We start from the raw sequence: 20,048 nt of genomic DNA, 5'->3' as shown, positions 1-20,048 counted from the left end.
TTTCGATACATTTATAAAGAGATTTCTAAATTCCCATCGAAGAAATAAAGAATTTTCTCCTCTAATGTTCTGTTTGTCAAACGCTCTACAGCTTTTGCATATAATGCTATTTGGGTTTCATAACGCTTTTTCAAGATCGATTCAGTAGCGTCAACTGTATATCTGCCTTGTACTCTATCAGTTTTATAATCTAGTAAATATAGCTTTCCATCTGTTTCAAATAAACAGTCAATCATTCCTTGAATCAGAACAGGCTCTCCCTCAGTATCTATATGACGGTATACCTCTTTAACAGGTAACACCATACTAAAAGACACCTCTCGTTTCACCCAGTCCGCTTTTAGCAGTTTTTGGCCAATTGAAGTAGAGAAGAAAGATGCAATTCCTTCTTGATTAATTGACTGAATCTGCTCATCTGTTAGCAAATCTCGCTGCTGTAAAGATTCGAGCAAGTGTCCTATCCGTGATTCATCATAAGGCTCCTCTGAAGGAAGCGGGATATGCTGCATCACTGTATGCATTGCGGTGCCTTGCTCTGCGGCAGTGAGTGTTTTTTTCTTCATGAAAGCCGGCCGGTCATACAATGTTGCACGAGCTTTTCGAATAGAAGAAGGAACACTGTACTCATCCTGTATTTCTTTCATTCTTTTTATCTCGGAAACAGACTGCTTTGTGCCGACTTGCGAGGCCGCTAGATACGGATATTTCCATGAGAGCCTCTCTGCCACCTTCTCATCAGCATCACCATATCCTTCAACAGGCAGACCATCCATCAATGCTTGTACAATCTCGTCTTGCTCCTTCTTTTCAAGTGACATATCTTCCTTTAAAAGATCAGAAGCTTGCGTAAATGAGATAGTGAATGTAGACGGATGTGAAAGAACAACATCTCCTGCTTCTTCTAAAACAGATGCCATCGCTTGATGACGGATGAGGGCAGGTCCAATGAAATCTAAGTATGTTTTTGATTGATACCGTTCAAAATCAGGGAGCAGCCACTCTTCTCCGGTTGCGGCATTTTGCCATTTACTTAATGCTTTCACCTGATTTTTGACAGAGCCGACCAGAAATAATTTTTCTTTAGCCCTTGTGAGTGCCACATATAGGACTCTCAGCTCTTCAGATAATAACTCTTTTCTCATCTTTTTTTTCATCGCCACAAGCGGTAATGTCGCATAACTAATTCTCAGTTCAGGATGGATGTACTTGCTTCCAAACCCTAGTTCTTTATCAAGTAAATAGGACTGGTTTAAGTCCATCATATTAAAGTTTCTGCCGAGTCCTGCGGTAAAGACGACTGGAAATTCTAACCCTTTACTGCTGTGAATCGTCATCATACGCACAACGTCCTCTGTTTCACTGAACGTTTTTGCCGCACCAAGATCATCCCCACGCTCCTGCATTCTTTCAATAAAACGAAGGAATCGGAATAGCCCTCTAAAGGCAGCTTTTTCATATTGCTTGGCCCTGTCATAAAGGGCACGAAGATTCGCCTGCCGCTGCTTACCTCCAGGCATCCCGCCAACATAATCAAGATACTGCGTGTCACGGTAGACTTCCCAAATTAATTCTGCCACCGAATGATTGATAGAAAAATCACGCCACTTGCGCAGGAATTGGAAAAATCGCTCTAGCTTTTTGCATGTAGGGTGATCAGAATGCGTCACACTCATAAATGCCTTTACAGCATCATAATACGTGCCTTTTTTATCACTTGTTCGAATCAGAGCCAATTCATTTTCATCTAAATGAACAAGAGGTGATCTTAAAACAGCAGCAAGCGGGATATCCTGATATGGATTATCGATGACTTTTAACAAAGAAAGAATGACAGACACCTCTGTTGCTTCAAAATAACCAGAGGAAAGATTCGCATATACGGGGATTCCCTGCTTCTTTAATTCCTCCATCATTTGCGGAGCCCACGGCATAGACCGAAGCAAAATGACAATGTCACGATACTGTAAGTTACGGGTCATTTGCTGCTTTGCATCGTACACTTGAAATGGCTGCTCCACTAATTCTTTTATTTTTTTAGCAATGATTCTCGCTTCAAATTGGACGGTCTCGAGCTCTTCTCGCTCTTCGCCGGTTTCTGCTTCCTGCTGATCTAAGTGGACAAGAAGCATTTCTGTCGTTGTATCTTTGCTTTCTGGATAACTCGCTCCAAGCTTTAATTCAGCTTGTTCATCATATTCAATTTCTCCAACTGTTTCCCCCATCAGCTGCTTGAACAAAAAGTTCGTACTATCTAAAACATCTGAACGGCTGCGGAAGTTTTTATTTAAATCGATTCTCTTCCCTGTTTCTTTGCCGTCTGGTTGAAAGTGTTTATATTTGTTTAAAAAGAGCATAGGCTCTGCCAGCCTAAAACGATAAATAGACTGCTTTACATCACCAACCATAAACAGATTGCCCTCTGCAGAATGTTCTCCTTTAGATACAAGCTTTAAAATGGTTTCTTGTACAAGGTTTGTATCCTGATATTCATCAACGAGCACTTCTTCAAACTGCTGTTGATAGTACTTGGCAGCTTCTGTTTCAATCAAATGTCCTTCTGCATCCTGCTCCGCTAAAATGCGTAAGCAATAGTGCTCTAAATCCGAAAAGTCGACAATTGACTTTTCCTGCTTCGCTCTTTCAAAACGCTCACCAAATTGGATCACAAGCTCTACAAGCGTCTCCACAACTGGCTTCATTTCAGCTAAGCTTTTTAAATGCTGGGCAGGACTGCGCATGAAGTATTCATCTTTTAGTTTTTCTAATTGTTTTTTCGCTTGATTACGTGCATCTGTGGCTTTTTCTAATAAAGCAGGGTCATATTCGTCTCCTTTGCACGTTTTGAGCCTTTTAAAATTGACGTTCGGCAAAAGCTCATAAAGTTTCTCAAAATCATCTTGATGACGGATTAATTCATTGACTTGCTCTAAATCATCTATAAAATTCTCTGCTCTCGGTGCTGGGCCACCCGGCTCTTTTGATAGCGAAAGAGCTCGTTCAAGCAGTTCCTGACAGCTCCGGAGAACGAGAGAAAGATCTTCTTTGATATATGGATAAAACGGTAATTCTTCTACTTTTGTTTGAGCATCTACATCATAAAGTGAAAGAAATGCCCGCATCCATTGCTCCGGGGATGGATGAGATCTTGAAAACTCATAAATTCTCTTCACGAGCCATTGCAAATCTAAGTCGTGACGGTCAGACGTGTAACGGTCAACCAGTTCAAAGAATGATGGCTTTCCAGCCTTATATTCATCCTCAAACAGTTCATCTAACACTTCATCTCCTAATAGTTCTCCTTCTGTTTGATCGGCCAAACGAAAGCCTGGATCAAGATCAATTTCATAGTAAAAGGTGCGCAAAACCTGCAAGCAAAAGGAGTGCAAGGTTGAAATATTGGCTCGATTCATGAGGGACAGCTGCCTTCTCATATGAAGAGACCCAGGGTTTTTGGCTAATTCTTTTTCAAGTGCTTCTGTGATTCGATGCTTCATCTCTGCCGCAGAAGCATTTGTGAAAGTTACAACAAGCAGACGGTCCACATCAACTGGAAGTTCAGGCCGGGTCATTTTTCGAATCAGGCGTTCAACCAAAACAGCTGTTTTACCCGACCCTGCCGCCGCCGCAACCAAGATATCTTGTCCTTCTGAAACGATGGCTTCCCACTGGTCATCCGTCCACGTACTGTTATTCGGTTTTGGTATTTGCATACTGATCCCCTTCTTTTTTGATCCGATCTATCACAACATCGTCCTTTTCAGAGGTGAGCACTCTAAAATCATTATCTTCTATTGATTCATCGAATTGGCAAATAGATTTGAATGAACAGAAGCGGCAAGGGGTTTGATCCTTTAATTTATATGGATTAATTGCGACCTCTCCATTTGTAATTCTTTCGCCTGCTTCTTCAAATGTGCGCCGAACGTGTTGTGTGAGTATATGGAAATGATCTTCACTTAAAACTGCCGAATCAGAACGGAAAGACCCATCCTTTTTCAAGCCAGCTTGAATGACTTGCGATCTACCTGAATCAAGCGTTTGATCCATTAGCTTTACTGCTTCCACATCTTCAAGCAATAAACCCTTCATTTTAAATTTCTTGAATATTTCCTGCTCAATTTCATCTTCTGCAAGCGGAATTGGTGCTTGAATGAGCGGATCATGAATATGGAAATATAAAATGCCAGCAGGCGTTGCTTCTACGCCGAGCCACTCTTTCGAATACGTAATGGTTAGGTCTAAGTATGTGAGCATTTGCAAGGCAAGACCATAGTATACTTCTGCTAGGTCAAGACCTTTCTCACTGGATTTGTAATCGACGATTCTTAAAAGCAGCCCTTTTGAACCTTCTGCTTTATCTACCCTGTCAATTCTTCCGATAAGTTCCATCGTGCAGCCATTCTTTAATTGAAAAGTAAACGGCGGCAAAGGTCCCTGCCCCCCGAAACCTAACTCAAGCCCTACTGGAGAAAATCCACTCACTTTGGCATGTTCACTTAATATAGAAGAGACCCGAATTAAGATTTTCTGGAGCTTTTCTTTAATATAAGCATGCCGATTAGAGCTTAATAGGATTTCCTTTTGAAGACGCGGAGCAAGCTGTTCGATTGCATGTCTTGAATAGGTGACACAATCTTCCTTCGTTAGGTTTTTCCAATCCTTTTTTTGTTCAACTAGCGTATCTGAAATATGCTTCAAAGCCGAGTGAAACAGCTGGCCGATATCGGGTGCTTCCAATTTGTAAAATTGTCGATCCTTAAGTTTTAAACCGTGGGAAGCAAAGTGAGAAAATGCACACGCATTGAATTTCTCCATTCTTGAAACACTGCCCTGAATATGATCACCGTAAAGCTCTTTTGTGACATTTGGCTTTAAAGGCTTCGCTCGATTTGTAAAGAACAAACTTGACATGATGTTTTTTGATACATCCCGATTAGGAGATGTCATTAAGTAGTTATAGACACTCCACCATACACCGCTAATGGGATATTGATTGAGCCATTGCTGCAGCTGTGAGACAGTATACGACAACGAAACATGCTCATTCGCTACAAATTTTAATTGCTCATTGTCTTCCAGCTGTTCTGGATCTAATACATAAAGAGCCTGCTGATGATTTGGCATAAGCTCTTGGCAATACTTGATGAGTGTTGAAGGCAATAAAGAACGTCCTTCTGCATCAGAAGCCGCATAGGATAGATACAAATGATGGGATGGACTTGATAACGCTTGGTAAATTAAAAATTGCTCATCTAGCAGCCGTTCTTTTCCTGTCTCTGCCAGCTCTGCTCCTGCTCGTTTTAACCATTCTCGATCATCCTCAGACAATACACTCTCATCAGAGGGGCGTGCGGGAATAACGCCATCGTTTACACCAATGATAAACGTACACTTCACTTGATACATTCTGGATAAATCCATACTTCCGATAAATACTTGATCGAGTGAAGGCGGAATCAAAGCGAATTTTAGAGAAGCTAATCCTGTATCTATCATCTGTTGGAATAAAGGAAATGAGAGCTCTTCGTCACCTAGCATGTCAACAAATTCATCCATTAATTGAATCACAGCATCCCATACTTGCCCGTGCTGCATTGCTTCAGCTAATCGACCTGCTTCTTCAGCCTCAAGCCTCGCTTTTTCAAGCTTGTCGGGTACTTGTATCTCTTCTAAAAAGACATAGACAGCCTCTACCATGTCCCTTACTTTTTGCGCTTTTTTAAGTCTTTTCTGCAACTGGTAAAGCGGGGGCGTGATCCATTCTTTTACATCATTTAGCATTTGTTCCATTTCGATTTCTTGATCTGTTTGCCTGAAATCCTCATCTAATGATTGGAAGCGCCTGTAATGAAACCGGGAACCATTTGTCCAGCGCTTTCCTTTCACACCATAAGCAATACAATAGTTTTCGAGCTGATCTGCCTGCTCTCTCGCTTTGTTCTTAGTGATTTCAAGCGGAAATAAGAACTCTGTTTTCACGCAGCGAAATACCGCCTCATACCGCCAATTTCCTTTTATGACATCCAAGCTCGAACGAATCAATTCAATGAGCGGATGATACTGCATCGATTCATTTCCATCAATAAAAAAAGGAATGTCGTAATCTCGAAAAACCTCTTTTAACGTATCTTTATAGTCGTCTACATGCCTCGCTACAATCGAGATATCTCGGAGTCTGAGTCCTTTTTCTCTCACTAAATCAAGGATGTCTCTCGCTACTCCCTCAATTTCAGCTCGTTTATTTGCACTTTTAGACACTGTGAGATGAGGGGTGTTTTCCTGATATGGCTGTACTGGCCGCTGCTCATATTGGTGTTCTAAATAAGCAAGATCTTGTGTATAAAGGTGCCGATGATTTCTTTCAAAAATGGTTTCAGAAATGTCAGCTCCGCACTCTTTAGCAAGCTGATAGAGCTGGAAATACGTTTTACCTGTCATACGAAATAAATCAAGTTCATTTGGCTGCCTATCATGATAGGATCGATCTACTGTGAAAGCCGCAGTTATTTTTGCTGCATGGAGCAAGAGCTGTTCAATGACAAGAAGCTGCTGCGGTGTAAATTGATAAAAACCATCGATATAAATGTGTGCTCCTTTTATTTCTTCAGCTGAAGGAATTTGCTGGGCAAGAAGAGTCAAATAGTCTTCTGAGTGCACATATTCATCTTGTAAATGCTCCTCCATCTGCTGATAAAGAACATGGAGATCATGCAATTTTTCGGCTGCCCGTCTTTCTTCTGTATACTCTGAATGCATGCTCTCCACTGAAATTTTCTCAATATCCTCAGGCAGCATACAGTATCTTTTGAATTCAGCCATCGTTTTTTCGATTTGCTCCACAAACCCTGGCTTATCACTGGCTTTTTTGAATACTTTAAACTTGTCTTTCTGCTCTTCAATCACTTTTCTTAAAAGCATTTGAATTCCTGTGCTTGTCACAAATTGCCGGTTCGCTCCACCAGTCTGCTGTAAAATAGACCAAGCAAGACGAGTAAAACTAAAAACTTTAGCTCTGATCATTCCACCGGCTTCAGACGTTTTCGCAAGCTCATATTCCATTAAAAATGTCATTTGATCCGGGACTAAAAAAATGATTGGCGGACCCAACGGATCAAGCCGAAGCTGTTCTTTGATTTCCTCTAAGATTGCAGTCGTTTTTCCACTCCCCGATCTGCCTGCTAAAAACTGAATCTCCACGTTCCACAACACCTTTCTTATGTACTCATATTCTAGCGAAAATAAAGGTAAATAGCTATTTTCCGATCACGTTCCCATTCTCCTTTCTGAAAAAAACATAGGCACCTTTCCTCACTCTTTTCATATCATAAACCATCATGAACATAAAGGAGGCTGGCAATATCATGTATTACGGTTACTATGACTACTCGCCTTATGACATGCGCCAAAACACAAGAATCATTTCAGACCTTGAGAAGGCGATCAATGGTGAATATTCTGCGATCCAGTGCTACGAAAAACTTGCCCAAAAAGCAAAAAATCCTGAAGCAAAAAAGATCATTCAAGAAATACGTCAGGATGAAGTCAGACACTATCAACTATTTTCAAAGCTATATTATTCTTTAACAGGTAAAAATCACAAACCAAGCATAACAGAACCTTGTCCAGACCAATTCAGAGAAGGGCTTCTGTTTGCCTTTAAAGATGAACAAAAAACGGTTGATTTTTACTTAAGCGTATCAGACTATGTCCGAGATCAAGGAACAAAAGAGCTAATGAAACGTATCGCTCAAGATGAGCAGCAGCACGCTGTATGGTTTCTATATCTTTTAACGCACCATGTATCATAGATAGTCCTATTTTAATAGGAGAGCGTATGTTCCGTCAAAAGATGAAATCGATATTTCGTTCATTCAAACTGTCAAAGAAAGCGCTAAATGTAGCAAAGCCTCCCATCCCTTCCTCATTTTCAAACGAGAAAATGAGAATTCGATCATTAAAAAAACTCCTCTGCCACAAAGAGCAGAAGGAGTTTTTATGATCTTTTAATGAAATTTTGCTTCATTGCTTTGCTGCTGATGCTTGAGAATCCCATCAATTGATAGCAGCTTACTGCCGCTGAGAGTTAAATAAAGCGCCATGACGAGAAGCGAAAGTTCAAATTCATAACCACCTACAAATCCTCTAGAAAAACCAACAGTGATAATTGCTACTGCCATAATTGGTACAAATAATGCTGCGATAACTCGAGTTCCTAGACCTAAAATCAAGGCGATACCACCGACCAGCTCAATTGTCTTCACAATATAAGCCATAAATTCAGGTACACCGATTTGCCCGAAGAATGCTGCTGTACCTCCCAGCCCTCCTTGATATGCCTGAAGCCCATGTAAAAAGAAAATAATCCCTAAAATAACGCGTACAAAAAGTGTTCCTATTTCTTGATTTGTTTTCATATAGTGATTTCCTCCTGTTTTTACACTACACAATGTAATGTTAATAAGTAAAAAAATTAGTAATTAAGGTTGAGCATTATCATCAAGATCACCATCAGAATGGCTGAAGTGACGATTGGAATCATTGGTACATTAAAAGGAATATTGTAAGTTGGATTTAAGATTTTTTGTATTCTTAAATTCAATGCCCGATCCCCAAAGGACACCGCAAACTTTGTTTGTTTTTGAAACTGGGTTCTTTTTTTAACCAGTTTCAAAAGGGCCTGCCCTACTCCAAGCTCAGTGCCTGTCTTCTGAATGGCATAGTCATCTGCAATCACTTCACGAAAAACAGAGTAGCTTTGTCTCATATGCTTTAACACTGGAATGTACCAAATGACTTTTGTGAGCATTGAGAACATAAAAGCCTTCAAAGGATCATAGCTGTATTTGTGATGCAATTCATGATGAACTACAGCGTCAATCTCTTCTTCATCCAGCATGTCCATGAGAGCTGTTGATAAATAAACCTTTGGGTGAAGCATCCCCATTGCAAAAGCAAGCGGTTCATGACAATGAAATACAATGATATCGTTTTGATATTTCTCTGACAGAGATTCGGTTGACGGTTGTTCGACTGCGAGCATCATATGTCGTTTGAATTGAATGTACTTTCTGATTTGCTGTGCCATATAGAAAATCGCAAAACCCAATGTGGAAAGGACTAAGGCATCCAGAAAGTATTTTAAAGGAGTGAATCCATAGAATTCGAGCACAGACTGGCATACATGAATCAGATTATATGCTTGATTCCAGCCAAAAAAGCTTGAAAGCACATAATACCCCATCTGATAAAAAATCGTTAGACCAATCAATACACCGCCTAAAAACAGTAGACTCGACTTCATTTTATTCATTTTGCTGCTCCTCTTTTTTAGACGCTAGCCTTGCTTCAAGCACTTTGAGCAATTCAGGGTCAGCACTTTCAATTGCATCCACCATATGATTCACTGCCAGCGGACCGAAATCGTCCATCAATCCTTGTGTAATCCATTTTGTTTGCTCATTTAGAAATTCTTCTTTTGTTAAAATAGGATTATAAATAGATGAGCGCCCTTTTGTTTTTTTCTCCACAATTCCCTTTTCGGTTAAGCGGTTCAGCACAGTCATCACTGTGTTGAAATTAATCGGCTTCTCATCTGACAGCTTTTGCTGCACCTCTTTAATCGGCATATCCTCACCATCATAAAGGATCTCCATAATTCTCCCCTCTAAAGGACCAAAAAAGCGATTCAATCCCTTTTCATTATATTTAAAAGAAGGAATTTTCATGTTATCACCTCACACTAAGTAGTGTAGTGTAATTGAAAATGATAGTCAACTGATAACAAAAATAGGGGAAAATCGTTGTATATTGACTTTGTTTTTGGTAAAAATTATATCTTTCTTTATAAAAATGTACTAATCATTTAGTGATAAGATAATCTTATGTAAATGGTGAAAAAATTCGTATTTTATTTATAGAGACTTTTGTATTATAGTGAAGTTAACAACATTTCACTTACTGAACAAACATATAGGAAGAAGGTTTACATGTAATGAAACAAGGCCTTCGAACCGATCTCATTCTCATTGCGACAAGCGGTTTAGGTGGATTTCTTTTGTCTTTAACAGGTATGTCTATTGGCTGGATGGTAGGTACATTAATCACCGCAGCTTTTATTGCGATGCGCCGCCCCACCCTGTTTCAGCGTAAAGGAACCAGCACCTTACGTATTCACAGCAGATGGCTGCTCCTTGGTCAATTCATTCTCGGAATCGAACTCGGACAGAAAATGAATATGAAGGTCCTTCACATTTTCGCTGAAAATTGGCTCCCTGTGAGTTTCATGCTCATCTTTTCTATTCTACTGGCGATGTTCTCAGGCTTTGTCTTATGGAAGCTGAGCAAAACCGATATGCTGACAAGCTTTGTTGGAACTGCCCCCGGCGGTTTATCCGCTATGCCGGGGATTGCCCAAGAGGTGGGAGCCAATACAGCTGTTGTGAGTCTCGTGCAAACGATACGTGTATTAATGGTTGTACTCACTATCCCCTTTACAGTGTTTTATTTGAATACAAAAAACCAAGCGGATGCGGCTGTAGTTACGCAAGGGAGCGCTTTTTCTTCGGGCGTTTTCACCCTTTCAAACATCTCTTGGGCGGCTACGCTTATTTTAGGTGCCTGGCTCATGTCACGCCTAGCAGTTCGTCTTCATTTTCCTGCTCCTTGGCTGATCGGCAGTATGCTAGGCGTCGCAGCTCTTCAAGTTGGTGCGGGTGCGTTCATAGGTTATGATTTGATTCCTTATTGGCCGGCACAAGCGAACATTGTGTCTCAAGTATTTCTAGGTGCAACCATCGGTTCAAAAATGAATAAACAGATGTTTGTCGGGCTAAAAAACACTCTCATTGTGGCTGTCGTCAGCTCAGCTGGACTCATTGCTGCGACTGTCCTCAGCTCTATTGCCATCGCTGAGATCACAGGTATTTCTGTCATTACAGCCATTCTTGCTTTTTCGCCTGGCGGTATTGCAGAGATGGCAACAACAGCAGTCACACTGCACGAGGATTCTACCTTTGTTGTGGCTGTACAAGTCGTCAGAATTATTCTCGTCATTGCAATGCTGCCACCGTTTTTCCGGTTCTTACATCATGTATGGGCAAAAAGGCAGCCTGATTATAAAGCCGCAAAATAAAAAAGAGACGCTTTGCATATGCAGAGCGCCTTTTTTTATTCGCTGGTATTCCTTTTGACACCGACAACTTGATCCTTTGAAATGGTGCCAAAATGCCGGCTGTCGAAGCTATGTATTCGGTTATCTCCGACCACAAAGTAATGATTGCTTTTAATTTTATCGTCTCCTGTGATGGCTTTCAGCTGAAAATCCCCTGTTAGAACGTTCCCCATTTTATGTTGTTTCTGCTCTTTTAAATAAGGTTCCTTCTTTTTTTCACCATCGACAAATAACTGATCATCTTCATACTTGATCGTTTCTCCTGGGAGTCCAATGACACGCTTGATCAAGATTTGATTTTTAGGTCCGTGAAATAATACATAATCAAACCGGCTAATTTTCGTGAGTTTTGGCGAGAACTTATTGATTAATAATTCTGTTCCATCTGTAAAAGTTGGGTCCATACTAACCCCTTCTACTTTGTATGTGACAAACATGAAATTCTTTACTTGGAACAATAAGACGATGCCTGTAATAATCATCAACCATAGCAATGGCTTCTTTTTCATTAAGAGCCTCCTTTGTCCTCACGTTTACTCATTCGAATGTTTAACCTATTTTCTACTCTCTTTCCAACATACCATAATACTGCAATAACTAGAACCGCAAAAACACTTCTTAACGGATTCTTAACTAAAGCAGAGAGATCATACCCAATAAAACTAATGATAAAAAGCATGACACACTTACCAGATAAAGTAGCTAATGAGAATTGCCAAAAGCTAATTCTTGATAAACCTGCTACAACATTGACGGCAGCAGAGGGTGTGAAAGGAAAGCAAAGTAAAATAAATAATGGACCAAATCCCCGCTTCTCCACCCAAAGCATTAATTTTTTAATGGAAGGATGCCTGCTAATAAAGTTGAGCATTCTCATTCGTCCAAATTTTCTAATCAGCAAAAAGACAAGAATAGACCCTGCACTTGCGCCAATCCAGGTCAATAAAAAGCCTTCCCACAGGCCGAATGCATTTGCATTTGCTACAGCAAACGCAACGAGTGGTAAAAACGGAAGAAATGCTTCTATTAAAGGGAGCAATATGGCCACAATCGGTCCAAAGGCCTTGTAGCTCTCAAAAAATGATGTGATATTTTCGTGAGTAAATAGGGAAAGAAATGATGTCAACTTGTTTGACTCCTTCAAGGTTTGTCTACTTTTCATTTTACATGGAAAACATAAAAATATACAAATGAATCCCCCCCTTGAGATTATTTGACTCATTCGATATAATAAATAAGAACGTGTGTTCTATTAAGAAAGAAAGCAGGCTTGGACATGACGAGACTATCAAGAATACAGCTTCAGATGATGGAACAGGCCATCTTTCTTCCAATGGTCGTCTCCATCCTCAATCGTGATTTGACTCACTTAAAACAACATCAAACATTTAAACTAAATGAACCATACATTCAGCTAGTGACCTCCGCCTTAAAGGAAGCACAGAAAGCACTTTATGAACTAAAGCAGCATTTACGTAAAGAAAAAATGAAGGTACAGCAAATTGAACACGATGAAGGATTTACAACGTATCTATTTATCATGGATGGCTATGAAGAAAAACATAAATACTTTAATCCTCGTATACGTCACCGGGTAGAGGAACTGCTGACTCGGTATTTTCTTCATCAAGCGAATTGAATTTACTTCATTGTCGCGCTTCTCCATTCAAAGCAAAAAGCCTGCCACAACGGCAGGCTAATGCTTCTTTATGATAATTCAAGCTGTTCTCTCAGCTCTGTTCTTACTTCTTCTAATCCAGCGCCATCTAACTCAAAGTAATACACATTCCCAGGCTGATAATCATGGCCCTTTAGCTGAATGGTATCCACTGATTTCAATGAGCTCAATAACGGGAAAAGGCCGATAAACTGCTTCATGGACAGATTGGTTGAAACATTATCACCAAGTGTATCAATGATATTGTCATAGGATGGGATCGAAGAAATGGATTTAGACTTTTCAAAGATGGCTTGAAGTGCTTCCATTTGGCGCTTCCCGCGCATGAGGTCACTATCTGCCTTTCTCGTTCTTACAAACGCTAATGCTTCTTCACCATTTAACGTATGTGTTCCTGTTTGCACATGAACTTTCCCTTTTGAGTCCTTTTCCATTTGTTTTGCGATACCTTCATCTTCAATCGTGACGTCAATTCCGTTTAGCTCATCTACAATGTCTTGAAACGCCTTAAAGTTCCCTGAAATCACATAGTCTACAGGGATGTTCAGCAAATTTTCGACCGTTTTGACTGACAAATCTGCACTTCCAAACGCATGGGCGTGGGCGATTTCATCATATCCTCTTCCTGGTATATCAACATAAGAATCACGAGGAATACTAAGGAGCTTGATGGTTTTCTCTGTCCGGTTCACCGCCGCCAGTAAGACCGCATCACTTCGTGCTTCGTCTACCGTTTCACCTGGACGGCTGTCAATTCCAAGCAAGAGCACCGAGAAGCTGTCCTTTCCTGGATCAAAAGCTTTTACACGCTTTTGCGAGGTCTCTCCTCTTTCTAATGACACTTGCGCCTTATCTGACGCTTTTGAAATTTTATAGTAGGCATATCCTGTGACGGATACTGCCATCACCATGACAAAAGCCATGATAAACAGCACTGCTTTCACCCAAGGTCTCAGCCTTCTTTTGGATCTTGTTTTTGCTCTAGTTTTTTCCTTCATCCTTTCCGAACCCTCACTCTATCTTAGTCTATCAATGTAGGTTCCACTATAACATATTTTGATGAAAGTTTCCTACACGCAACTTATTTTTATGAACCCACGATTAAAAACTTGTAAAACTCAGATAACCCATGCTTTTCTGCTGGTAGTGTTCTTTTTAAATGATTCCGTGTAGTTAGCATTGTCTATCCATATCATCGCAGGTGAGAATCAGAAAAAAAGCAACCTCTAATGTCGGCTGCTTTTTCACCATTATTGAATGCTCACTTGAAATTGTCCCTTCAATTCCTCTTCTGCTTCTTGAAATAACTGCTTTACGTTTTCTGCATATTCGCCAAGAGCGTCCTTGCTCGTGTCAAAATTCACCCATGTCAGCTCTACTGGCAGATTTACTTCTCCTGTCAAACAGTCCCATAGGGCATCAAGATTTTTCCCGTAGTAGTCAGGAAGGTGTAAAACTGTTTTTAGTTGGTCATGAAGCTCTTCTTGCGACCTGCACGATGCACCGTCCAGCTGCACTTTTTTCATGTCATCTTCCCCTCTCATGCCTTTATTTTAAACGAATGGAAGGAAAAAGAGAAAGCAAGACTCCTCACTTTTGTTTCTTGACACTTGAGATCAAAAGGATGAGACAAGTTGCCAAAACGACCAAGAAAAAGACGGTTAACACCATTTGGGTTCCGTACAAATCAGCGAAAAATCCGACAAAAACACTTGGAAGACCCAGACCTAAATAGGCAAATAAATAAAACCCTGCAACGGCTCTAGCTGCTTCCTTTTTTCCCCTCTCGACAATCAGCTGAAGACCACCTAAATAAGTAAATCCATAGCAGGCCGTACCCGCAAGCATCGTTCCGGCAAGCACAAGGATGATGGATCCGCTATTTGCTCCAATTAGCAAGAGGCCGTATCCGCATGGAAGACAAATAAATCCGGCGAGGAGCGCTGCTGTGCTATTCATTTTGCGAACAAAAGGCTGCATCAGGACACCTGCCATATTAATCAAAAATAGTGCCGGCCCTACCCATAATTCATATCCATTTAATTTAAGCTGTGCTGGCAAAACCGAAATCACAAGGCCGCACACCGACCACGCGACAGCAATCGCTGCATTCGCAGGCATTGTTCCTTTTGGAAATGTTGGCATGTTCATCATCGGTTTACCTGAATCTCCTTGTACAGGCGGAACGAAAAAGAAGACACCCACAATCGTTAGGATTAAAAAGCCCAGCACAATCCAATAGCTAAGCGGCGCAAGCGTCATATGCTGAAAAGAAAGAAGTGCCGTAAAAAGAGCACCGCCCCCAAAGCCAACCGAACTGCATAACGCAATAAACGTTGGAATCCAGTTTGACTTTTCTGGATATAAAGCAATCAAATAAGCGGTGCATGTGCCAACACTCAGGCCAAGCCCCACCCCTTGTAGCAGCCGGGCCAAAAAGAGCATCTGAATGGTAGGATGTACGATCATCAATAAGGTAGCACATAATGAAAAACTAAGTGCGACCAATAAAACCGGTTTACGTCCAGCCCGGTCAGATATCCCCCCCAAAAAAAGCAAGACTGGAATCAGTCCGAAGACATATGCTGCAAATACAAGGGCTGTCGCCGCTTTTCCGTACCCTGCTTGTTCGGCATACAACGTATAAAGGGGCACCTGCAGATTTACTGCGGTTGTAATCATAAAAAGACCAAATAAAACGAATGTAAATGGAATGATAGATAGGTGTGTAGTGTCTTCTTTAGATGCAGGGATCATTTCACTCTCTCCTTTAGTCATAAGCATATGAGAACAGTGTACACACATTTTGGCTTACTTCCTATATCCAAAAATGATACTATTGACCACTCCATATTTCCGTGTCATCATCATGTTATATGTGACAATGAGAGAAGGTGTCCGATGTATATTTATTTAGACCGCTCAAGTACGACCCCGCTCTGGCAGCAAATCGTGACTGGGATCATTCAACAAATTCATTCCAAAAAACTGAATCCTCATGATCAGTTAACACCGACACGCGTATTAGCACAGGAGCTCAATGTATCAAGATCAACAATACAACTTGCTTATGATGAACTGCTGGCAAGAGGTTATGTCAGCACATCTAGACGAGGCGGTACGAAGGTCATTTCGAGTGATCACTATGCGGCCTCCGCCCCCCATCAAGGTGAGCCTCCTTTTCCTCTTCCGGTAAGACCACACTTTCAAGAGGCGGAGAAACAAATGAACCACTGGCTGTCGGCCAATCAATTTCATGAAAAGCTTGATATTGATTTTCGTCATCAGGAACCAGCCATCGACGAACATTTCCAAAACATATGGAAACGCTCGCTCATGAAAGCATTACAGCGATTAGAGATGAAAGATTGGGGCTATTCCTCCCCGCATGGTTTATGGGAAGTACGTTCAGAAATACGCCAATACTTATCTGTAGAACGAGGCATTGATGTAGAAGAGGATCAAATCGTATTAACAGGAGGCACGCAGCAAGCCATTGATTTGATTTCACAGGTATTACTCAAAAAAGGCGATACAGTAGCTGTTGAAGATCCAGGCTTTCCTGGAGCAAGGCTTTCATTTATGCATCGTGAAATGAACATTTATCCCGCGCCCGTCGATGAAGAAGGAATGATGGTGAATACATTACCACGAAGAACAAAGCTGATTGCAGTGACACCCTCCCATCAGCGTCCAACCGGTGTATGTATGAGTGTGAGCAGAAGGCAGCAGCTGCTAAAATTTGCTGTCAGCCATCAGTCTTATATACTAGAGGATGATTTTGATGGAGATTATCGTTATCATGGCGGACCGCTTCCTTCCTTATTTTCAGAAGCACCCGACCATGTGATTTATATCTTAAGCTTCTCCAAAGTGCTGGCACCCGGCATCCGCCTTGCTGCCATTATCGGCTCTAAAGCCGTCATAAAAGAAATCGCTTCCTTGCAATCACTCATTCAAAGACAGCTGCCCATTATGGAACAGATCACACTCGCCTCTTTTTTCAGAGAAGGAGACTTCACGAGATATGTCAGGCGAATGAGACAGCTATATAAAAAAAGACAGGCTGCCATGATGGATGCCCTTTTAACACAACAATTTGACAAGCACTTTCATATTTATGGAACAGATACGGGTCTTCATGTCTTTTTAGAAGGAGCACCAGACTTTGACGAAAAAGGCAGTATTGAGGCAGCAAAAGCAGCAGGTATTGGCATTTATCCATTAAGTCCTTATTGTTTTGAGAGCAATCGAAAGGGATTACTGCTAGGCTTCGCCTGTACGGACGAAAACATGATCCAAGAAGGTGTGCGCCGCTTAAAGCAAATACTTTATATGTAAAAAAGCTTGGAAGTCCGCCTTCCAAGCTTTTTTACGTTGATTGCTGAATACGGCCGACTTCTTCAATAAATGCAGTTGCCCTCTGCAATCCATCTTGCAGATGATGAGTAGCGGAAATAAACAGCTTTTCTTGATCTGGGCGCTTTAATAGCTGCTCCACCTGACCAATTCCTTTTTCAAATGAATGAAGACCTGTCTTTAACTGTTCATCTGCCTCTTGATACGCGGCTGGAACTTCTTGATGAGCAAGCCCCTTTTGAATCACATGATCAAAGGCTTTCGTCGCCTTTTTCAATTTTTTATTTACTTGGATCTTTCCCTGTCCATCTGAAATAAATTGGTCGGTCATGTTCTCATAAGCTTCATTTAACTCATCCATATAACGCTGAACCCATTGTTCATACGCAGCTTCTTTTGTGTCTTGTTTTGAAGGCGATTGACCTGCTTGCTGGCAGGCTGCTAGTAAGGTCACTGTCAAAGTGAACAGCAGAATCAATTGCGATTGTTTTTTCATACAGAGCCTCCATTTCCTATTCCCATTCGTTCATATCGGTCAAAATAGGAGGATCCTTTACCACATACGAACACTTTACAAGAAATGATTTCTTTTATTGTAACAGACGGCTCGTGTCACTTCTGTGATTTATGAGGAATTGCTTGAAAATACGTCTAAGGATCCACATTTCCCTGTCATTTATTTGGTGAACAGTCTACCGATACACTCTTTAGACGACTGGATATATGGATTTGGTTTCAACAAATTCATGGTCATGGTGGATGTTTTCGTGTCATCATGATGATGCCTCATCAAAGTCGCTTTGTCCTGTTGATTTATTGAAGTTTACCTTTACAAGCAATTTCAAGCTCTTCGACTACTTCACCATCTTGGATGAGATAGGCTTTTTCATGGAGATTGACAGCAGGACAAATATGATTTGGAATGATTTGCACCTTCTCACCGATCTGGACAGTCTGACGGAAGCCTTCGTGATAAATGATGGCATGCTCATCAAATACACTGGAAACAAATACATCATCATAGCCTTTTACTTTGCCTAGTCCTTTTGTTTGTGTCAGCCCTTTTGTACGGGTTTGAGCCGTGAGCCCTTTGGCTCCAACATCTGTAATGACACGAGTCTTTGTTGGCTTACTAATGACTGTCGTCAGGACGGCTGCTGCGCAATATGAAAAAGTGCCGATCACATTGGACTGAGAGGCATCCATGAAAATGTAAGTACCAGGTCTGATTTCGGTGACTCCCTTCGGAATATCAAATTGAAATAAGAACGGCGGCGTTGATCCTATGCTCACCACCTCTAGCAGCATGCCTGCTTCTTTTGCAATCTGTGCAAACCGAAGCGTTCGATTCACAGCGTCTTCATATAATGTCTGACAATGCGCTTTACTTTCCGCCTTGTATGTGTGACCATCATGAGAAAAAATCCCTTTTAAATGAACAAAGTCACATGTTTTTATCGCCTGCAAGATTTGACAGAAATCACTCTCTTCAATGACACCAGACCTCTCTTCTCCAACTTCTATCTCAATTAAAACCTCCGCTTTTTTCTCTGCTCCTCGAAAAACCTCTTCAATTTGATGCACATGCTCTACACAATCTATTCCAAATGAAATGTGTATCGACTCTGCCAGCTTTCGAATTCGCTTCAGCTTTGTCTCACCTACAATTTGATTGGCGATAAAAATATCTGTCAGCCCATGCGCTGCCATCACTTCCGCTTCCCCTACTTTCGCTACAGTTAAGCCAGAGGCGCCCATCTCCTCCTGCACCTTCGCAAGACCAGGTGTTTTATGTGTTTTCGTATGAGGACGCAGTTTGACTTGCTGACGGTCCGCATATTGCTGCATAGCAGCTAGATTCTCCATCATCACCTGTTTATCAATTAATAGCGCTGGTGTATCTAGTTCATCATAAGTCATCATCATATCCCCTTCTCTGCTGCTCATTATATAAAATTTTATACATTATATTCAAATTATATAATTTATTATACAATTATCAATGTTTTTTTCTTCGAGAAAGGAAGACGATATAACATAAGGAGCCCAGCGGCTGTACTGCCGCTGGTTTTAGTTAATATCTGTTCCGTAGCTCCCTTAATATAAAATCGTATACAAGGTTGAGCTGTTGTTCCTTTGGATACAGCATAAATTCTTGTTTTTTAGGAAGACCACCATCAAGGCGATCTTGAAATTTCGTTCGGAGATACGCTGTTCTGTGTACCTGACTCTCAAAAGATTTATATGAGACATCGAGTTTGACGGTTTGCTCATTTGTAAAGATGACCACCGTGTCTCCGAGGGATGATTCCTGGAAGGTATGAATGTATTTGTGGGAGATCCAGCCGCACTGAGGACGGTTGGATGAATAGGTTGGGAAGAAATGGATGAGTCAATCACAATGGGAGGCTTATGAGATATTCCTGTTACTTCATATGTTCCCGCTTTTCTGCCTGCATAGCTTGAGCCAAAGAATCTGCAGCTGCGTTCAATAATTTGCAGGGGCTTTAATTCAACGTAAAAGCTTGTCTCTCTTTCTATGACTTTTGAATATACTCTTTTTCCTTCTTCAACTGGAAGGACCGCCATTGTTGTTTGATTAATGACGTATGAATCTAAAGGTGTTTCACTAATTCCTGACACTTCATTTCCTCCTGTGTTAATTTTTGGTTATTTTAGATACTATTAATCTATCACCAACATATAAGAAACGACAGGATTTTTTCAAAATTTATTAAAAATCATTTTTTTATCATGTTATTTAGTTCATTTGATCTATCGAAAAGCCTTTTTTAAAGTTATATCACATCGTGTCGATCGGATAAGAGGTGTCGATTCCGC

The 20,048-nt window shown here is 40.9% G+C and carries 16 protein-coding genes and 1 pseudogene; 4 read left to right on the top strand and 13 right to left on the bottom strand.

Going from position 1 to position 20,048, the window contains the following annotated elements; genetic code table 11:
* Nucleotides 1-11: 11 nt before the first annotated feature.
* Nucleotides 12-3,710: a helicase-exonuclease AddAB subunit AddA gene (gene addA / locus ACQYAC_RS18425; protein ID WP_429943847.1), complete on the bottom strand. Its 3,699-nt coding sequence runs from the start codon at nucleotides 3,708-3,710 to the stop codon at nucleotides 12-14.
* Nucleotides 3,688-7,197 carry a helicase-exonuclease AddAB subunit AddB gene (gene addB, locus ACQYAC_RS18420; protein ID WP_429943846.1) on the bottom strand — a complete coding sequence of 1,170 codons (3,510 nt, stop codon included), beginning with the start codon at nucleotides 7,195-7,197 and terminating at the stop codon, nucleotides 3,688-3,690. The genes addA and addB overlap by 23 nt, the downstream gene beginning before the upstream one ends.
* Nucleotides 7,198-7,361: 164 nt before the next feature.
* Between addB and ACQYAC_RS18415 the strand changes: the two genes are divergently transcribed.
* Nucleotides 7,362-7,808: a ferritin-like domain-containing protein gene (locus tag ACQYAC_RS18415; RefSeq protein ID WP_429943845.1), complete on the top strand. Its 447-nt coding sequence runs from the start codon at nucleotides 7,362-7,364 to the stop codon at nucleotides 7,806-7,808.
* Nucleotides 7,809-8,003: 195 nt separating this feature from the next.
* On the opposite strand, the gene ACQYAC_RS18410 is transcribed toward ACQYAC_RS18415, so the two are convergent.
* The 3 genes from ACQYAC_RS18410 to ACQYAC_RS18400 are packed head-to-tail and all read right to left on the bottom strand — an operon-like array spanning nucleotide 8,004 to nucleotide 9,725.
* Nucleotides 8,004-8,414 (bottom strand): DoxX family protein, encoded by a 411-nt coding sequence (locus ACQYAC_RS18410; RefSeq protein WP_058014363.1) that lies wholly within the window; start codon nucleotides 8,412-8,414, stop codon nucleotides 8,004-8,006.
* A 56-nt stretch (nucleotides 8,415-8,470) separates the two neighbouring features.
* Nucleotides 8,471-9,310 (bottom strand): M56 family metallopeptidase, encoded by an 840-nt coding sequence (locus ACQYAC_RS18405; protein ID WP_429943844.1) that lies wholly within the window; start codon nucleotides 9,308-9,310, stop codon nucleotides 8,471-8,473.
* On the bottom strand, nucleotides 9,303-9,725 hold the full coding sequence (locus ACQYAC_RS18400) for a BlaI/MecI/CopY family transcriptional regulator (RefSeq protein WP_058014365.1): 423 nt from the start codon (nucleotides 9,723-9,725) through the stop codon (nucleotides 9,303-9,305). The genes ACQYAC_RS18405 and ACQYAC_RS18400 overlap by 8 nt, the downstream gene beginning before the upstream one ends.
* A 266-nt stretch (nucleotides 9,726-9,991) precedes the next feature.
* Here ACQYAC_RS18400 and ACQYAC_RS18395 point away from each other — a divergent pair, with 266 nt between their 5' ends.
* The gene (locus ACQYAC_RS18395; protein ID WP_429943843.1) at nucleotides 9,992-11,131 is read left to right on the top strand and encodes an AbrB family transcriptional regulator; all 1,140 of its coding nucleotides are present in this window, start codon (nucleotides 9,992-9,994) and stop codon (nucleotides 11,129-11,131) included.
* A gap of 35 nt (nucleotides 11,132-11,166) precedes the next feature.
* Here ACQYAC_RS18395 and lepB read toward each other — a convergent pair whose 3' ends face one another.
* The gene (gene lepB, locus ACQYAC_RS18390; RefSeq protein WP_268466941.1) at nucleotides 11,167-11,679 is read right to left on the bottom strand and encodes a signal peptidase I; all 513 of its coding nucleotides are present in this window, start codon (nucleotides 11,677-11,679) and stop codon (nucleotides 11,167-11,169) included.
* Nucleotides 11,679-12,332, bottom strand: coding sequence for a TVP38/TMEM64 family protein (locus ACQYAC_RS18385; protein ID WP_058014367.1), 654 nt, complete (start codon nucleotides 12,330-12,332; stop codon nucleotides 11,679-11,681). Before ACQYAC_RS18385 ends, lepB begins: the two co-directional genes overlap by 1 nt.
* 114 nt (nucleotides 12,333-12,446) lie before the next feature.
* Between ACQYAC_RS18385 and ACQYAC_RS18380 the strand changes: the two genes are divergently transcribed.
* On the top strand, nucleotides 12,447-12,809 hold the full coding sequence (locus ACQYAC_RS18380; RefSeq protein WP_003210969.1) for a hypothetical protein: 363 nt from the start codon (nucleotides 12,447-12,449) through the stop codon (nucleotides 12,807-12,809).
* 68 nt (nucleotides 12,810-12,877) lie between these two features.
* Here the strand turns inward: ACQYAC_RS18380 and ACQYAC_RS18375 are convergent, their stop codons facing one another.
* The 3 genes from ACQYAC_RS18375 to ACQYAC_RS18365 all read right to left on the bottom strand — a co-directional run bounded on the left by ACQYAC_RS18375 (nucleotide 12,878) and on the right by ACQYAC_RS18365 (nucleotide 15,605).
* Nucleotides 12,878-13,846 carry an LCP family protein gene (locus ACQYAC_RS18375; RefSeq protein WP_429943842.1) on the bottom strand — a complete coding sequence of 323 codons (969 nt, stop codon included), beginning with the start codon at nucleotides 13,844-13,846 and terminating at the stop codon, nucleotides 12,878-12,880.
* A gap of 252 nt (nucleotides 13,847-14,098) precedes the next feature.
* A complete protein-coding gene (locus ACQYAC_RS18370; RefSeq protein WP_180309274.1) occupies nucleotides 14,099-14,374 on the bottom strand; it encodes a barstar family protein in 276 nt (91 codons plus the stop codon).
* A gap of 64 nt (nucleotides 14,375-14,438) precedes the next feature.
* Complete coding sequence (locus ACQYAC_RS18365) at nucleotides 14,439-15,605, bottom strand: MFS transporter (RefSeq protein ID WP_429943841.1); 1,167 nt, start codon at nucleotides 15,603-15,605, stop codon at nucleotides 14,439-14,441.
* 144 nt (nucleotides 15,606-15,749) lie between these two features.
* Between ACQYAC_RS18365 and ACQYAC_RS18360 the strand changes: the two genes are divergently transcribed.
* Nucleotides 15,750-17,189 carry a PLP-dependent aminotransferase family protein gene (locus ACQYAC_RS18360; protein ID WP_429943840.1) on the top strand — a complete coding sequence of 480 codons (1,440 nt, stop codon included), beginning with the start codon at nucleotides 15,750-15,752 and terminating at the stop codon, nucleotides 17,187-17,189.
* A gap of 31 nt (nucleotides 17,190-17,220) precedes the next feature.
* Here the strand turns inward: ACQYAC_RS18360 and ACQYAC_RS18355 are convergent, their stop codons facing one another.
* The 3 genes and pseudogenes from ACQYAC_RS18355 to ACQYAC_RS18345 form a co-directional block, all read right to left on the bottom strand.
* A complete protein-coding gene (locus tag ACQYAC_RS18355; RefSeq protein WP_268466937.1) occupies nucleotides 17,221-17,703 on the bottom strand; it encodes a hypothetical protein in 483 nt (160 codons plus the stop codon).
* A gap of 317 nt (nucleotides 17,704-18,020) precedes the next feature.
* On the bottom strand, nucleotides 18,021-19,127 hold the full coding sequence (locus ACQYAC_RS18350) for a D-TA family PLP-dependent enzyme (protein ID WP_339165434.1): 1,107 nt from the start codon (nucleotides 19,125-19,127) through the stop codon (nucleotides 18,021-18,023).
* Nucleotides 19,128-19,281: 154 nt separating this feature from the next.
* Nucleotides 19,282-19,850: pseudogene (locus ACQYAC_RS18345) on the bottom strand (competence protein ComK).
* Between the last annotated feature and the right edge of the window lie 198 nt (nucleotides 19,851-20,048).

It is taken from the genome of Bacillus sp. MM09(2025), from assembly GCF_050496725.1.
Lineage (GTDB): Bacteria > Bacillota > Bacilli > Bacillales > Bacillaceae > Bacillus > Bacillus pumilus.
This window is presented reverse-complemented; position numbering and strand designations above follow the sequence as displayed.

What these genes read in the sequence shown, in the direction of transcription:
- addA (WP_429943847.1), bottom strand. Translation starts at nt 3,710, where the DNA reads ATGCAAATACCAAAACCGAATAACAGTACGTGGACGGATGACCAGTGG.
- ACQYAC_RS18415 (WP_429943845.1), top strand. Translation starts at nt 7,362, where the DNA reads ATGTATTACGGTTACTATGACTACTCGCCTTATGACATGCGCCAAAAC.
- ACQYAC_RS18410 (WP_058014363.1), bottom strand. Translation starts at nt 8,414, where the DNA reads ATGAAAACAAATCAAGAAATAGGAACACTTTTTGTACGCGTTATTTTA.
- ACQYAC_RS18405 (WP_429943844.1), bottom strand. Translation starts at nt 9,310, where the DNA reads ATGAATAAAATGAAGTCGAGTCTACTGTTTTTAGGCGGTGTATTGATT.
- ACQYAC_RS18400 (WP_058014365.1), bottom strand. Translation starts at nt 9,725, where the DNA reads ATGAAAATTCCTTCTTTTAAATATAATGAAAAGGGATTGAATCGCTTT.
- ACQYAC_RS18395 (WP_429943843.1), top strand. Translation starts at nt 9,992, where the DNA reads ATGAAACAAGGCCTTCGAACCGATCTCATTCTCATTGCGACAAGCGGT.
- lepB (WP_268466941.1), bottom strand. Translation starts at nt 11,679, where the DNA reads ATGAAAAAGAAGCCATTGCTATGGTTGATGATTATTACAGGCATCGTC.
- ACQYAC_RS18385 (WP_058014367.1), bottom strand. Translation starts at nt 12,332, where the DNA reads ATGAAAAGTAGACAAACCTTGAAGGAGTCAAACAAGTTGACATCATTT.
- ACQYAC_RS18380 (WP_003210969.1), top strand. Translation starts at nt 12,447, where the DNA reads ATGACGAGACTATCAAGAATACAGCTTCAGATGATGGAACAGGCCATC.
- ACQYAC_RS18375 (WP_429943842.1), bottom strand. Translation starts at nt 13,846, where the DNA reads ATGAAGGAAAAAACTAGAGCAAAAACAAGATCCAAAAGAAGGCTGAGA.
- ACQYAC_RS18370 (WP_180309274.1), bottom strand. Translation starts at nt 14,374, where the DNA reads ATGAAAAAAGTGCAGCTGGACGGTGCATCGTGCAGGTCGCAAGAAGAG.
- ACQYAC_RS18365 (WP_429943841.1), bottom strand. Translation starts at nt 15,605, where the DNA reads ATGATCCCTGCATCTAAAGAAGACACTACACACCTATCTATCATTCCA.
- ACQYAC_RS18360 (WP_429943840.1), top strand. Translation starts at nt 15,750, where the DNA reads ATGTATATTTATTTAGACCGCTCAAGTACGACCCCGCTCTGGCAGCAA.
- ACQYAC_RS18355 (WP_268466937.1), bottom strand. Translation starts at nt 17,703, where the DNA reads ATGAAAAAACAATCGCAATTGATTCTGCTGTTCACTTTGACAGTGACC.
- ACQYAC_RS18350 (WP_339165434.1), bottom strand. Translation starts at nt 19,127, where the DNA reads ATGACTTATGATGAACTAGATACACCAGCGCTATTAATTGATAAACAG.